Consider the following 15,504-nt stretch of genomic DNA (forward strand, 5'->3'; position numbering starts at 1 on the left):
CCTTACTGTTCATTGCTACTGTTTCGTTCGACCCGCATCGGCTTCCGACTTTCCGCCCGCGGCGCAGGCCGGACATGTCCCATAAAACTCCAACCGAACGAAATCCACCTGGTAGCCCTGCTCCGCATGCAGCATATACTGCAGCTGATGGGCATCCTTCACGTCCACGTCGTAAATCTCCCCGCACGATTTGCAATTGAAATGCGCATGCTCCTCCTGCGTCAGCTCGAAGTGGCTGGACCGATCGCCGTACGTAAGCTCGTTCACGAGCCCTAAGTCCTTCAGCATCTTCAGCGTGCTATACACCGTCGTCTGGCTGACATAGGGGAATTTCTTCGACATGAGCGAATACACTTGCTCGGCCGTCGGATGCGACAATTGATATAACAGCGTAATGACCTCAACCCGTTGGGGAGTGAGGCGCAGCCCTTTCTCTTTCAGCCGTTCGAGAACGGCTTCCATGTCCATCGGCTCGTTCATTGCAGCTCCCCCTTTCTCCTGATTTATATTCAGTATACGCATTTGTAAAGTTAATATCAATTGATAACAATTATAATCAAAAAGTCAATGTTGCCCGTAACGCGCGCGCAATCGCTTGAGCGGTATCCTTGAAACGACAAAGCCGCGTCTTCCTGTACGTACAGTTTGACGCGGCTTTTCGGTTCAATCGGGAGTTAAGCTGCGAGCCTTATTCGCCTTGCGGCGCCGGCAGTCCGAGACCTTCCGCCACGCGGCGTCCGTACTCCGGATCCGCTTTGTAGAAGTGGCCGATCTGACGAATCTTGATGTCGTCGCGCTCAACCGGCTTCATGGCGCCGACGATCGTGTCGATCAGATACGCGCGCTCCGGCTCGCTCATCAGACGGTACAGATCGCCTGCTTGCGTGTAGTGGTCGTTGTGATCATAGGCCACGCTGTCCGCGTTGCCAGTGACAGGGAACGCCGAGATGCGGTGCTGCGGTGCTTCCGTCGGTCCGCCGAAGCTGTTCGGCTCATAGTAGACGCCCGAGCCGCCGTTGTTGTCCGGACGCATCGCGCCGTCGCGCTGGTTGTTGTGTACCGGGCATTGCGGCTTGTTGATCGGCAGCGCGTTGTGGTTCGCTCCTACCCGGTAGCGATGCGCATCGGCGTAGGCGAACAGGCGGCCTTGCAGCATTTTGTCCGGGGAAGCCTCGATGCCAGGCACGAAGTTGCCCGGCGACAGCGTCACTTGCTCGACTTCGGCGAAGTAATTCTCCGGATTGCGGTCAAGCACCATGCGGCCGACTTCGATCAGCGGATAGTCCTTCTGCGACCATACTTTCGTCACGTCGAACGGATCGAACCGGTACGTATCGGCATCCGCAAGCGGCATGATTTGCACGTACAGCTTCCAAGCCGGGAATTCGCCGCGTTCGATTGCGCGGAACAGATCTTCCGTATGATAGTCCGGATTGTCGCCTGCAATTTGCGCCGCCAGCTTCGGATCCAGGTTGCGGACGCCTTGCTCCGTCTTGAAGTGGTATTTCACCCATACGCCTTCGCCTTGCTCGTTCACCCATTTAAAGGTATGGCTGCCGAAACCGTGCATATGTCTAAGAGTAGCCGGGATACCGCGGTCGGACATCAGAATCGTCACTTGGTGGAGCGATTCCGGCGAGAGCGACCAGAAGTCCCATACCGCGTTCGGGTTCTTGAGATGCGTCTGCGGGTGGCGTTTCTGCGTGTGGATGAAGTCCGGGAACTTGATCGCGTCGCGAATGAAGAACACCGGCGTATTGTTGCCTACCAGGTCATAGTTGCCTTCTTCGGTGTAGAACTTCACGGCGAAGCCGCGCGGGTCGCGAACCGTATCGGCCGAGCCCAGTTCGCCCGCTACCGTCGAGAAGCGGATGAACATCGGCGTGCGTTTGCCGACTTCCGACAGGAATGCGGCTTTCGTATATTGGGAAACATCGTTCGTTACATCGAAATAACCGTGCGCTCCTGCGCCTTTCGCGTGCACGACGCGTTCCGGAACGCGCTCGCGGTTGAAATGCGCCAGTTTCTCGAGAAGATGGATGTCCTGAATGAGTACCGGTCCGCGCTGTCCCGCTGTCAAGGAGTTCTGGTTGTCGCCAACGGGAGCGCCCGTGCTTGTCGTCAAGTAGTTCTTGTCTGCCGTCATCGTAAGATCACCTCATAATGTGTTGTTGGGCTTATGAGGATATGATAACACTTCTCAAGGAAATATCAATACTTTTTTATAATTATTATTATTTAGAACTTATTCTATGTAATTCGACGGGAACTTGCATCGGCATTTCGACCGGCGGAGGCAGCTAGCGGTCGGCTAGCGGTCGGCAAAAAGCCGATCCCACGGAGGATCGGCTTTTTGCGTTGCTTATGAAGGCCGCGCCGGGAAGAGCGGCGCGATGAACGAACGGACGTAATGCGCCGCGATCTGCTCGCCGGTATACCCTTTGTCGTCGAAATGGACGAGCAGCTCCGGCGAGAGCGAAGCCGCGATCAAGCTGGCCGTGAAGGCCGGATCGACCGAGAGGAGCTCCCCTTTCGCCGCCGCCTCTTCCAACAGCTGACGGATCGCGCCGACCATAAAGACGAACGGCGGCAGCTCGAACGGGTTCACCTTCATGTCCTTCAGCTTGCCGGAGCGGAACAGCTCCTTCATCCATGCGACATCGGCATGGCAGAACAGGATCTGCTTCGTCATGATGCCGGATAATCGTTCCAATGCCGGCGCTTCGGCGTGCGCGGCCAAATAGGCGCTCACTTCATCAATGAAGCCGTCGATCTTCGACTGCATGATCGACATGCACAGGTTGCTCTTGCTCGGATAGCGGCGGTACAGCGTGCCTTGACCCACGCCTGCCGCCTTTGCCACCTGATGCATGCTCACCGCCTCAACGCCATGTTCGGCGAATAACCCTTGGGCCTTCCGCAAAATTTGCGCGCCCAGTTCATCGTTACCGCTGGTCATAGGCCAACTTCCTCCTTGAAGGAAAAACGCTTAAGCTGCCTGTTTGGCCTGCTCTTCGGGTGCTTTGGTCGGTTTGATGAAGAATCCGATGACGAGCGCGGCAATGGAGATGATGAACGCCAACGTGAAGGCGTCGTCCATGCCCGCCACCGTCGCTTGGACGATGTCTTGCGGCGTCGGAGCCGCAGGGTTATCCACCCCGCCGAGATACTCTTTCGTACCGGACGTCATGACGCTGATGAACAACGCCGTGCCGATCGCGCCGGCTACCTGCTGCAGCGTGTTCATGATCGCCGTGCCGTGCGGATACAGGCTGCGCGGCAGCTGATTCAGCGCCGTCGTCTGCGCCGGCATCATGACCAGCGAAATGCCGACCATCATGATGATGTTGACGGCGATAACGTGCCCGCGGCTCCATTCGGACGTGATGCCGGTGAACAGCCATACGGAAAGCACGATCAGAATCAGACCCGGGATGACGAGCACGCGCGGTCCGAATTTATCGAACAGTTTGCCCGATACCGGTGCCATAATCCCGTTCACGATACCGCCCGGCATCATCGTCAGACCCGCCGCGAACGCGGACATGAGCAGCACGTTTTGCAGATAGAGCGGCATGATGATCATCGTCGAGAACAACGTCATCATCATAACAAGCATGAGGATCGTCACAAGCGAGAACATCGGGAATTTGAAGGCGCGCAGGTCGAGGATCGGCTCCTTGACCACCAACTGACGCCAGACGAACAGCAGGAGGCCGATGATGCCCGCGATGAGCGCCAGATACACCTCTTGCTCATGCCAGCCAACCTCGCCGGATTTACTGAAGCTGTACACCAAGCCGCCGAAGCCGATCGTCGAGAGTAGAATCGACAGGATGTCGACCTTCGGACGCGTCAGTTCGGATACGTTCTTCAAATACGCGAAGGCAAAAATAATCGAGAACGCCGCCAGCGGAATAACGGAGTAGAACAGCCAACGCCAGTCGAGCTGCTCGATGAGCAAGCCGGCCAGCGTCGGGCCGATCGCCGGGCCGAACATGATAACCAGACCGATCATGCCCATCGCGCCGCCGCGCTGTTCAGGCGGGTATATCGCGAGAATCGTGTTCATCATGACCGGAAGCATAAGCCCGGTACCGAGCGCCTGGATAATGCGGCCGATCAGCAGCATCTCGAACGATGGCGCGATGCCGCATATGACCGTGCCGACCAAGAACAAAATCATGGCCGATAGAAACATTTGCCGGGTCGTAAACCACAGCTGCAGCAGCGCCGTGACCGGTACGAGGATACCGATAACGAGCATATAGGCCGTGGACAGCCATTGGATCGTAGCCGGCGATACGGCGAATTCGATCATGAGGTCCGGGAAGGCGATGTTCAGCAGCGTTTCGTTCAAAATCGCCACGAACGCGCCGATAACGAGGGCCGCGACGATCGGGCCTCTCTTAATGCCGCTCAAATCGAGATTCGAAGCGGTTGATTCTGCGCCTGCAGGGTTCAAGCTTGGTTCCTCCTCTATGTAGCGCCCGAATGCGGACAATTGTCCGCAACGCGCAAAAAATGATCGGACAATTGTCCGATAGACCGAGTGTAGCAGAGCGCCGGATTCGATGTCAAAACAAATTTGCGTAAATATGGCCTTGAATATGCGGCCAAGCGTGCCGTTTTTCATGGTAAATTCGAACATACCGGCCAGGAACGCGACATAATGATCACTTCCGTCGTCCGAAAACAAATCCGGCGACGCTTCTGCAGCGCCGCCGGATTCTCCCGCTTCTTAGTACCCTTCGCCTTGCAGCCCTTTCACGATCGCAACGCTCGCGCTCGCGCCGATACGCGTCGCGCCCGCTTCGATCATCGCCTGCACCGTCTCCAGGTTGCGCACGCCGCCGGATGCTTTGACGCCAATATCGGGACCGACCGTCTTGCGCATTAGGGCGATGTCGGCCGCCGTCGCGCCGCCGGGCCCGAAGCCCGTGGACGTCTTCACGAAGTCCGCGCCGGCTTTCACGCACAGTTCGCACGCTTTCACCTTCTCCTCGTCGGTCAGCAGACCCGTCTCCAGAATAACCTTCAACACCGCGCGACCTTTGCATGCCGCCGCCACGGAGGCTACGTCGCGCTTGACCTCCTCGTATAAACCGGATTTGAGGGCGCCAACGTTCAACACCATATCGACTTCCGTTGCGCCTGCCGCGATCGCGTCGCTCGCTTCCAGCGTCTTGGCGATCGTCGTGGAGGCGCCGAGCGGGAAGCCGACTACGGTCGTAATGCCTACGTTCGTGCCCGATAGTTCCGAAGCCGCCGCGCTCACCCAGTAAGGGTTCACGCATACCGTCGCGAAGCCGTATTCTTTCGCCTCTTGGCATAGCGCGATGACGGCTTCTTTCGTGCTTTCGGGCTTAAGCAGCGTATGGTCAAAGTAGGAAGCCAGCTCCTGCTGCGAATAAGTGGTCATGGTTAAATTTCTCCTTTGGATGAATTGGACTCGTCCTGCGAGCCATCTAACAAATAAGCGGCGGTAATATGGTCGGTAATCAGCACGTTCGTATAGCCGCCCCGCAGCGCGCCGCGAATGCCGCTTACTTTGCGGGCGCCGCCGGCCACGAGAATAGACTGCTCCTTGTACCGCAGCTCCTCAAGGTCGATGCCGATCGTGCGCTGGCTCAGCTCTTCGGAGCATAGCTTGCCCTCCGCATCGATATACCGGGAGCAAATATCGCCCGCTCCCCGCTCGTAGATGAGCGCCAGCTCGTCTTCCGTGAAGTAATCCGCGCGAATCAGAACGGAATCATCCGTCGGCGCGCCTACCGTCACGACCGCGATATTCGATCGTTTGCCCAGCTCCAGAATGCCCTGGATATGCCGGTCCGATTCGATCGTTTGCTTCACGACCGGATGATCCACGATCGCCGGAAGCGGGATGAAGTAAGGCACGGTATGGAATGCCTTGCCGAACAGGTGGATGATTTCGTGCGCGTACGTATTCGTCTCCGAATGGCTGACGCCGCCGTTCAGCTGCACGACCTTCACGTCTTTCACGTGCTTGTCCTTCAGGTTCAACGCCACTTCATACAGCGTTGTCCCCCATGTCGCCGCGATAATATCGCCGTCTTTCACCGTGTCGTGCACATAATCGGCGGCCGCCTCGCCCAAGTACTTCTTCACGATCCCATCTTCGTATTGCGGGACCGTCACCACGATGGCTTTCTTGAGCCCGAATGCCCGCTCCAGCTGCTCCGCCAGCATGACGCTGCTCTCCCGCGGATCGTGAATCGTGATCTGGACATACCCGTCATCCTTGGCCTGCTGCAGAAAACGAGACACCGTCGGGCGCGACACCCCGAACAACCGGGCGATCTCCTGCTGGCTGTAATCCAGCTGATAGTACATACGGGCCGCATCGATCATTTTGGCCAGCTTCTCTTCCGCGCGCTCTTCCATGTCGACCACCGCCGTTATTGTTCTTGACAAACGTACATTTGAAAATAATCATTCGTTCATCATCTATTGTACAAAGGTGCTCCTTGGAAAGCAACTCGTATATGCGCCGACCGCTCGCAAGCCCACCAACTCGTTCGATGGAATTATTAAACATAAAATCATGCTATGTTTCACCATAAACCGAACGTTTTAGTGTAATATCAGCAAGAAGTCTGACGATACTAGGCCGATAATTGCGTTATAATAGAGCAATTCAAAGCAGTACCAATAATATTCCCATACATAAAACCATTATATCCCATTAATTCACGACGAATCGGAGCGATACGCATGCGCTATTTATCCAAGTATCCAAAAGAAATCAACGTGTTCCTCGGCGCCAGTCTGATCAATTCAACCGGCAGCTCGCTCATGTGGCCGCTCATCGCCATGTTCGTGTTCGACGAGCTGGGCCGCAACATGAAAGCCGCCGGCCTTGTCATTCTGATTCATTCTTTAGGCGGCATTTGCGGCCAACTGCTGGGCGGGGCGCTGTACCACCGCGTCGGCGTCAAACGACTGATCGTCGGCGCCCTCGGGATGAACGCGCTCGGTCTGTTCGCGCTCCCGATCGCCAGCCAATCCTGGCCGCTCTTCATTACCCTCATGGCCCTCATCGGCGTCTTCAACTCGCTCTCCATGCCCGCGATTCAAGCGTTCATCGGCTTTCGCTTTCCCGAACGCCGCGGCGAGCTGTTCAACGTCATCTACGTGGCGAATAACATCGGGGTGGCGGTCGGCACCGCGATGAGCGGCTTCCTGGCCGATGTTTCCTACACGCTCAGCTTCGTGCTGAACGGCGTCACGTCCGGCGCGTTCGCCATCTTCTTCTTTTTTTATCTGGGCCGAACCGAGAACGAGTCTGCGGGCTCGCCGGTTCTTTCCAAGACGACCGTCTCCAGATCCGAAAGCGCCTGGATGCTCATGCGCAACATTCGCATCTACCTCTATATGTCCGTGGCCGTCCTGCTGCTGAACGTGGGCAATTCGATCTGGAATACGGGCGTCTCTCCTTTCATCATCGCCGAAGACATGCCTAAGCGAATGTACGGCTTCCTATGGACGCTGAACGGCATTCTCATTTTCGTCGCCCAACCGCTGATGACGCTGCTCAAACGAACGGTCGCTCGTACGATTAATGCCCAGATGACGGCAAGCGCCATCTTCTATATGGCCGGCTATGCCTGCATCCTGACGATGCAGAGCTACCCGGGCATGGTGCTCGCCATGATTTTGGCCACCTTCGGCGAGATGCTCATCGCGCCTGCGATGCCCGCCTTCCTCTCCGAGCGGGCCGGCAAACATATGCCGTTCTATCTGGGACTCTCCGGCGGCATCGGCTCAGCCGGGCGTGTCATCGGACCCTACATGATGGGCGCGTATTATGATCAAGGCGGCTTAAGTCCCGTGGCTTGGCTGGCCGTCGTCACGGCGCTGCTGTCGATCGGATTTTTCGTCATCCACGGCATTGCCAGCCGGCCGCGAGCCATCGCGAAGACGAGCGCCGCGACAGTCAGCCAGACGTAACGTTCGACTCCCAGCAAGCTATCGTCCGGCTTGCGTCCCTTTGCAGCCCTCTCGGTCCGCAGACAAACCACGCATGCCTACGCCCGTCCGACGTCCTTCGACGTCATCGCGGCTTCCGTCCCTTCGCGGATTACGAAGGCGACTGCGCAGCCCGTCCCGACGAAAGCGCCAGTCCGACTGTAGGTCCCCTTATTGCGCGCAGCTGCCAACGTCTCGTCTGCTCGTATCCGTTAGCCCTAGGCTCCCTTCCCGGGGTCTGGGGCTTTTTGCTCTTGCCGCGATTACGGCGGACAGAGAGCGACACCCCTCGCAGGCACATGCGCCGCTAGCGCCGTTTTCCCCGCATTAGCACTAGTTTTAGCGATTGCCCACTACCTTTGTCTACCCGGCAGGGAGGGGGCGTGCTTATGGCGAATACAGTGCCCAAGACGTTGATAGAGGTGATGGGATGATGATGAAAACCAAAGAAGTTGCGCGGCAATTAGGGGTAAGCCAAACGACGATCAGACGCTGGATGACCCTTCTCCCGTCCGCGCCGGCCAAAGACGCCTTCGGCAGCTTCCTGTTCGAAGAACGCGACCTCGGGCATTTGCGTGACATCCAGAACCAAATCGAGGCCGGTAAAGGAATGAGCGAGATTACGCTAGCCGTCCAGCGCGAAGCCGCGGTCGCATCGAGTCTGCCGCAATTGGAGGTAGAGCCCGCGTCGGCCCTCCCGCCCGAGTATGAGTTCGATCCCGCCATGCAGCAGCTAATCAACGAGATTACCAGCAGCGCCGTGCCGACGGAGGAGCTGACGCCAGACGCCTCGGCAGCCATCGTGGTGCCACTCGAACCGGCGCAGCCGGAATCCATGCCGGAATTAATACCGGAACAACTGGAACCCATCACCAATGAGGTCCGCGAACGGCTGCAGCGGCTGGAGCAAGCGCTCGCCCAAAAAGCGGACGATGTCGTCTCCGTGCAGCTGCTTCAGCACCGCGAAGAGCTGGAGGAACTCCGCCGAACGGTAAGCCAGCTGGCCGCGGCGGTCGAGCAGCTTCAAATGCCTCTTCAGATGGTCGCGGCGGCAGGCTGGGATTCGACGAACAAGCTGGCGCCAATTCCGATCAAACAACGACCGAAGAAGCGCAGCTTTCTGCGACAACTCTTCTTTTTCATTTAATCTCTTTCGCGGTCATGCGGCATGCCGACGCGCAGCCTATACCCCGGCAATGAACCACTCGCCCCTTGACCGCGATTTCTGATTTTCGGTGCCGACACGCAGCTAACGACTACTCCAATAGCTGCAACACTCACCTCCGCTTCTAGTCTTCTCGTTCCTCCGCAAGCAATGCGCTAACGCTCCTTGAACGTTTCTTTTACGCGCATGCCGTCGCTTGCTCCTTCGTACGCTCTCCTTTTACTCACACGCCGCACTTGTCCTTCGTACGCTCTCCTTTTACTCACACGCCGTCACTTGTCCTTCGTACGCTCTCCTTTTACTCGCATGCCGTCACTTGCTCTTCGTATGCTCTCTTTCTACTCCCACGCCGTCGCTTGTCCTTCGTATGATCTCCTTCTACTCCCACGCCGTCGCTTGTCCTTCGTATGCTCTCCTTCCGCTGCCGCGAACTACCATTCATCCTGCCGTACGATATACCCCTCATTTCGCGCACTCCTTGTCGCTCCTCGTTGCCCGCTAACGATCTCATCCCCTCCAGCGACTTTAACGCCTTGTTGTATTCTTCCGTCTGCTCGTCTCGTTCATTTCTCCTTGCCGCCACTCTCGACAATTGCAGTTCCCTCCACCATCTCCACGGCTTCACGACTTCATACGCCCTCTACCATTCTCACTTTCCTTCGATTTAAAAACATCAACTTCACGCACACTACTTCGGTCCATGCCATTGCCAACCGACGCGCGCAATAACACACGGCAAGTTCCCACTACCGGTTTAAATCCCCCCTCCCTTCAAACGTAAACATAAACATTAATATATTCATAAAAATACTATTGACTATTTCGCCCGTTATACCGACAATGTAAGGGTATACATGAAGGAGGTCTAACGGATGAAGGCAAAAGCATTCGCCTTAGTTTTACTTACCGCGGCCCTGCTGTCGAGCGGTTGCAGCAGCGCGACGAATAATACGGGTTCCAATGCAACGACGAGCGCACCGCCGGTGTTCGAAAATGTTTCGGTACACGATCCGTCCATCATCGAATCGGACGGCACGTATTACGTATTCGGCTCCCACCTGGCTTCGGCCAAATCATCCGATCTAATGGCGTGGACGCAAATTTCCACGAGCGTATCCGACGACAACCCGCTGATCCCGGGCGTCAAGGAAGAGCTCGCCGAGACGTTCGCTTGGGCGGAGACCGACACGCTGTGGGCGGCCGACGTCATTCAGCTCGAAGACGGCAAATATTACATGTACTACAACGCCTGCCGCGGCGATTCGCCGTTGTCCGCCATGGGCGTCGCCGTATCCGATAGCATCGAAGGCCCTTACCGCGATCTGGGCATTATGCTCAAGTCCGGCATGGTCGGCGAAGCCGGCGCCGACGGAGAGATTTACGACGCGACCGTGCATCCGAACGTCGTCGACCCCGACGTGTTCTATGACAAAGACGGCCAATTGTGGATGGTATACGGCTCCTATTCGGGCGGTATTTTCATCCTGAAGATGGATTCGAAGACCGGCTTCCCTCTCCCGGACCAAGGCTATGGCAAGAAGCTGCTGGGCGGCAACCACAGCCGGATCGAAGGCCCGTACATGCTGTACAGCCCAGACACGGAGTATTACTACCTGTTCCTCTCCTACGGCGGGCTGACGGCCGACGGCGGGTACAACATGCGCGTCGCGCGTTCCAAAAATCCGGACGGTCCTTTCGTCGACGCCGAGGACAAGCCGATGGAAGAAGCGATGGGCGCCTTCGGCACCGCTTTCGACGATGCTTCCTACGCGCCATACGGCGCTAAGTTGATGGGCAGCTATGCCTTCCAACCCGCTGAAGACGAGTCGGATGGCAGCGAATACGGCTATGTATCCCCGGGTCACAACTCCGCCTACTACGACGAGCAAACGAAGCGCTATTATCTGATCTTCCACGCGCGGTTCCCGGGTCTGGGCGAGCAGCATGAAGTCCGCGTCCATCAAATGTTCTTCAACGAAGACGGATGGCCGGTCGTCGCGCCGTACCGCTACGGCGGCGAGAACATTGCCGAATACGCCAAGGCCGACATCGCGGGCGAGTACAAATTCGTCAACCATAATAAAGACATTACGGCCGACATCCAGCAATCGACCATCATCACCCTTGCCGAGGACGGCGCAGTGGCGGGCTCGGTCAGCGGCACATGGGAGCTAAGCGATGATCATACCGCGACGATCACAATTGACGGTACGACCTATAAAGGCGTCTTCTTGCGGCAATACGACGAGACCGGAGAGCGTCAGACGATGACCTTTTCGGCCATGTCGGGCGAAGGCATCACGATTTGGGGAAGCCGTATCATCACGCCTTAAGCACGCGAGTATAACAAAAGCAGGACATGGCCTCACCGAGGCGATGTCCTGCTTTTTCCATTCTCCTGATATAATCAGATATAAGCTCCTAATGCCAATTTCGCATCGTCCTATATCTAACACGCCCGCTCACCGCGGGATACCGCAGAGGAGGCACGCTCACATGAAAATCGTCATCGCCCCCGACTCCTTCAAGGGGAGTCTTACCGCCACTGAAGCCGCCCAAGCGATCGAACGCGGCATCCGCAACGCCTTCCCCGAAGCGAATACGGTTCTCGTCCCGATGGCCGACGGCGGAGAAGGCTCCCTGGAGCCGATCGTTCACAGCGCGGAAGGCACAATAGTCGCGCACACCGTACGCGGTCCCCTGGGCTCCCCCGTCGATGCCGCATATGGGCTGCTGGAAAACGGTAAGACCGCCGTGGTCGAAATGGCGCGCGCATCTGGACTTCTACTCGTGCCGGCTGCCCTGCGCAATCCGAAGCTGACGTCGACCTATGGCACGGGCGAGCTGATCCGACACGCTTTGGACCATGGCTGCAGGCGCTTTATTCTCGCCTTGGGCGGGAGCGCGACCAACGACGGCGGGGCAGGCATGCTGGAGGCGCTCGGAATGGCATTCTATGATGCAAGCGGTAGCGTCATCCATCCTTCGGGAGGAAACCTTGATCGGATTGCGCGCGTTGACGACGACGCGTTCGATTCGCGCATTGCCGAATCCGATTTTCTCCTTGCCTGCGACGTGACCAATCCCCTGCTCGGTCTTCATGGCGCAACCGCCGTTTATGCCCCGCAAAAAGGCGCAACCCCCGGCGATATCGAGCACTTGGAGCGTAATATGCGACACTGGGCCGATCTCGTGGAGTCGAAAACAAACATGCGGCTGCATGATTATCCCGGAGCCGGGGCCGCCGGCGGATTAGCAGGCGCGTTTCTCGCCTTCTTCCCTTCTCGCCTCCGCCCAGGCATAGAGGTGGTCATCGACTCCGCTGGATTGCGCCGGCATATGCCCGGAGCCGACTTGGCGATCACCGGGGAAGGCAGTCTCGATGTGCAGACCGCATCCGGCAAAGCGCCTTTGGGCGTCGCGCGGGAAGCCCAATCGCTCGGCATCCCCGTCATCGCGCTGGCCGGCGCCGTGCGTCCTGATTTGCGCGCGCTATACGAAGGCGGCATAAGCTGCGCGTTCAGCATCGCCAATGCTCCCATGCCGCTGGAGGAAGCCATGACGCGCGCCGGCGAACTGCTGGAACACGCCGCCGAGCAAGCCGTCCGCGCTTTTTTTGCCGGTCGTTAAGCACGACTTCACCAGATTGAAGCTCTAATCATACTGTCTTTTACAGTCTCGGCAGCACTCACCGTTAAGGCACTTGAGGGGCGAATCAATCTTCGACGAGCCCCTACAAGTTGCCACCGCGCGAATAAGACCTCCTACGCATCCCCACTCGCCTGTCTCAATACGAAGCGAAGCGCTTGCGCCGGTCGCAACAAACCCGCTAATGCCCCCGTCCAGCGGCTCACTTTCTCTCGTACCCTTATCAAGCCCCCGGAGCATGGCAGCACCCATCCCCTCACTTATAGCCCCGTTCCCGAAAACTCATCCGGACATGCTCTCATCAAGCCCCAGGGTCGAGCGAATCGAACATGATGAAGACGGGAAATCGTTTCGAACTGATCTGCAGCCCGACCGATTGCCCGTCGCGATCCCGATACGACACCATGTATGTCCCGAACGCCGTTGAATACTCCAGCGTTTGAAATCTTAGATCGCGATCCCCGTAATGAACGGTCATATAGATGGCCGCCGACGCCCGAGCCGTCATTCGCTGTACCGGTCCAATCGATAATAAGATAAACAGAACCGCGACGATAATTAACAGCACCCGCATGCTCAATCGATATTTAGTCATACAACGCCTCTTCTGCTCACAATTTCGATCGTAACGTATCCCACAGCGCATTCGCCTCTTTCACAAATACCGTTTCTCTCCACCCAAACTTGCTCCGCGTTATTCCGCCTTTATGCCCTTCTATTCCCAAGACGATCGCCCTTGACCGAAAGCTTTCCCGCGACAAAAAAAGCCGTCCGCAACCAAACGGACAGCTTACTGCTTACGCGCCTATTTGCAGCGCCATTATGATAGCGGTCAACCCGAAGCAGACGTTAAGCAGACATAGAAACACCAGCGTCTGCTTCTGATTCAATCCCGTAGCCAATAACTTATAGTGCGCTTGAGACGCATCGGCTTGGTAGATCGGCTTGGAGGCCAGCAGCCGGCGGATGACAACGATGACGTTATCGAAGATCGGCACCCCGAGCGCCAAAATCGGAATAAACAGCGACAGCAGCGTCGCCCCTTTGAAAGCCCCGTCGAGCGCGATAATGCCGAGCATGAAGCCTAAGAACGTCGCACCCGCATCGCCCATGAATACCCGCGCAGGCGGCTTGTTATAGCGCAAATAACCGAGTGCCGCCCCGACCAGAATGATCGACATGAGCGCGGAATCGCTCTGCCCCATCGTGAGCGCCACGACGAACAGCGTCCCGCCCGATATCGCCGACAAACCGCCTGCCAGCCCATCGATGCCATCGGAGAAGTTAATGACCGTCGTAACGCCGAAGATCCACAAAATCGTAAGCACGAGCTCCAGCCATGTCGGCAAATTCACGAACTGCCCGTTAAACGGATTCGTAAATCCCTCGAACGCGATGCCCGATAAATAGACGATGACCGCGGCGCCTACCTGTACGATCAACTTCGGCAGGGATGCCAACTCTTTGCCCCGCGTTTTGTACCAGTCATCGATAAGCCCGATGCCGAGAATGCACAGCCCTCCGCCGGTGATGGCCCACGTCTGTGCCGAGAAGGGTCCGCTGCATGCATAATAGACCGCGAAAAATCCGACGAATATCGCAATTCCCGCCGTCAGCGGGATCGGCTCCCGGTGAATCTTCCGTTCGACATCCGGTCTAGGCTTGTCCACGAAGTCGATTCGTACCGCCAGCTTGCGCAGCGGAGGGATAAGCATCAGCACCAACACGAATGACAGCGTAAAGCCAATCCAGTAGAGCATGTAGATCCTCCTCGTATTCAGATGACGTCGTCTGCGGCATTTCGATTCTCATGTTGCCTAGTTTGTCCAATTGACGACGAAATCCCCGATAAAGTTGCACCACCCTCTAATTTTTACCATAACCTGCGCCTAGGCATCTTATAAAGCGCCGAAATCACCACCTTCTCTACTTCCAGCGCCTTCAGCACTCCACACCTCAATTTCCGAAAGCAGTTTGCGCCGACATGTCGAGAACGCCTAAACCAACACTCTCTCGTCGATCATCGGTTCTTTACGGATACGCACCAACTCGATTAGCGCATCTAGCGTCTTCTGAACAAAACAAAAAACCGGCGAAAATCCGCCGGTTACGATTGAAAAAGATGGTCGGGATGACACGATTCGAACATGCGACCCCCTGGTCCCAAACCAGGTGCTCTACCAAGCTGAGCTACATCCCGTTATACAATTGGCATCTCATCGTATTAACGACGAGATGAAGGTGGAGGCGCCACCCAGATTCGAACTGGGGGTGAAGCTTTTGCAGAGCTCTGCCTTACCACTTGGCTATGGCGCCATAAAGATGGAGCGGAAGACGGGAATCGAACCCGCGACCCTCGCCTTGGCAAGGCGATGCTCTACCGCTGAGCCACTTCCGCATAAACATATTGGTGCGCGTAGAGGGACTTGAACCCCCACGGTCGCCCGCCAGATCCTAAGTCTGGTGCGTCTGCCAATTCCGCCATACGCGCGAGATGCGACCTTATAGGTCAGTATATGAAGAAAGTGAGCCATGTAGGACTCGAACCTACGACACCCTGATTAAAAGTCAGGTGCTCTACCAACTGAGCTAATGGCTCGCAAAATGGCTGGGGATCAAGGATTCGAACCTTGGCATGACGGAGTCAAAGTCCGTTGCCTTACCGCTTGGCTAATCCCCAATAATCATGGGGCGATCGA

Annotated in this window: 12 protein-coding genes and 6 tRNA genes; 4 read left to right on the plus strand and 14 right to left on the minus strand. The window is 56.9% G+C overall.

Features of this window, described 5'->3' with window-relative positions:
- Positions 1-15 precede the first annotated feature (15 nt).
- The 6 genes from BCM02_RS27635 to BCM02_RS27660 all read right to left on the minus strand — a co-directional run bounded on the left by BCM02_RS27635 (position 16) and on the right by BCM02_RS27660 (position 6,408).
- Entirely contained in the window at positions 16-480 is a 465-nt protein-coding gene (locus BCM02_RS27635; protein ID WP_187434439.1) for a Fur family transcriptional regulator, read from the minus strand.
- 208 nt (positions 481-688) lie between these two features.
- Positions 689-2,146 (minus strand): catalase KatA, encoded by a 1,458-nt coding sequence (gene katA / locus BCM02_RS27640; RefSeq protein ID WP_148932354.1) that lies wholly within the window; start codon positions 2,144-2,146, stop codon positions 689-691.
- Between the two features lie 216 nt (positions 2,147-2,362).
- Entirely contained in the window at positions 2,363-2,959 is a 597-nt protein-coding gene (locus BCM02_RS27645) for a TetR/AcrR family transcriptional regulator (RefSeq protein ID WP_148932355.1), read from the minus strand.
- A gap of 30 nt (positions 2,960-2,989) precedes the next feature.
- On the minus strand, positions 2,990-4,423 hold the full coding sequence (locus BCM02_RS27650) for an MDR family MFS transporter (protein ID WP_425466209.1): 1,434 nt from the start codon (positions 4,421-4,423) through the stop codon (positions 2,990-2,992).
- Between the two features lie 318 nt (positions 4,424-4,741).
- Positions 4,742-5,422 (minus strand): deoxyribose-phosphate aldolase, encoded by a 681-nt coding sequence (deoC, locus tag BCM02_RS27655; protein ID WP_148932356.1) that lies wholly within the window; start codon positions 5,420-5,422, stop codon positions 4,742-4,744.
- Positions 5,423-5,424: 2 nt separating this feature from the next.
- Positions 5,425-6,408: a DNA-binding transcriptional repressor DeoR gene (locus BCM02_RS27660; protein WP_148932357.1), complete on the minus strand. Its 984-nt coding sequence runs from the start codon at positions 6,406-6,408 to the stop codon at positions 5,425-5,427.
- 330 nt (positions 6,409-6,738) lie between these two features.
- Here BCM02_RS27660 and BCM02_RS27665 point away from each other — a divergent pair, with 330 nt between their 5' ends.
- From BCM02_RS27665 to BCM02_RS27680, 4 genes are all read left to right on the plus strand, one after another.
- On the plus strand, positions 6,739-7,974 hold the full coding sequence (locus tag BCM02_RS27665; protein WP_148932358.1) for an MFS transporter: 1,236 nt from the start codon (positions 6,739-6,741) through the stop codon (positions 7,972-7,974).
- A 451-nt stretch (positions 7,975-8,425) separates the two neighbouring features.
- Positions 8,426-9,139 (plus strand): MerR family transcriptional regulator, encoded by a 714-nt coding sequence (locus BCM02_RS27670; protein ID WP_187434440.1) that lies wholly within the window; start codon positions 8,426-8,428, stop codon positions 9,137-9,139.
- An 890-nt stretch (positions 9,140-10,029) separates the two neighbouring features.
- Positions 10,030-11,490: an arabinan endo-1,5-alpha-L-arabinosidase AbnB gene (abnB, locus tag BCM02_RS27675; RefSeq protein ID WP_148932360.1), complete on the plus strand. Its 1,461-nt coding sequence runs from the start codon at positions 10,030-10,032 to the stop codon at positions 11,488-11,490.
- Between the two features lie 163 nt (positions 11,491-11,653).
- Entirely contained in the window at positions 11,654-12,787 is a 1,134-nt protein-coding gene (locus BCM02_RS27680) for a glycerate kinase (protein WP_148932361.1), read from the plus strand.
- A gap of 319 nt (positions 12,788-13,106) precedes the next feature.
- Here the strand turns inward: BCM02_RS27680 and BCM02_RS27685 are convergent, their stop codons facing one another.
- The 8 genes from BCM02_RS27685 to BCM02_RS27720 form a co-directional block, all read right to left on the minus strand.
- The gene (locus tag BCM02_RS27685) at positions 13,107-13,400 is read right to left on the minus strand and encodes a hypothetical protein (RefSeq protein WP_148932362.1); all 294 of its coding nucleotides are present in this window, start codon (positions 13,398-13,400) and stop codon (positions 13,107-13,109) included.
- Between the two features lie 202 nt (positions 13,401-13,602).
- Entirely contained in the window at positions 13,603-14,565 is a 963-nt protein-coding gene (locus BCM02_RS27690) for an MraY family glycosyltransferase (protein WP_148932363.1), read from the minus strand.
- Between the two features lie 363 nt (positions 14,566-14,928).
- Positions 14,929-15,005: transfer RNA gene (locus tag BCM02_RS27695), tRNA-Pro, on the minus strand.
- Between the two features lie 42 nt (positions 15,006-15,047).
- Positions 15,048-15,121 (minus strand) — tRNA-Cys (locus tag BCM02_RS27700).
- 7 nt (positions 15,122-15,128) lie between these two features.
- Positions 15,129-15,203, minus strand: a tRNA-Gly gene (locus BCM02_RS27705).
- A 10-nt stretch (positions 15,204-15,213) separates the two neighbouring features.
- A tRNA-Leu gene (locus tag BCM02_RS27710) sits at positions 15,214-15,296 on the minus strand.
- 35 nt (positions 15,297-15,331) lie between these two features.
- A tRNA-Lys gene (locus BCM02_RS27715) sits at positions 15,332-15,404 on the minus strand.
- Between the two features lie 6 nt (positions 15,405-15,410).
- Positions 15,411-15,485: transfer RNA gene (locus BCM02_RS27720), tRNA-Gln, on the minus strand.
- Positions 15,486-15,504 lie beyond the last annotated feature (19 nt).

Source organism: Paenibacillus methanolicus, assembly GCF_008124765.1.
Classification (GTDB): domain Bacteria; phylum Bacillota; class Bacilli; order Paenibacillales; family Paenibacillaceae; genus Paenibacillus_Z; species Paenibacillus_Z methanolicus.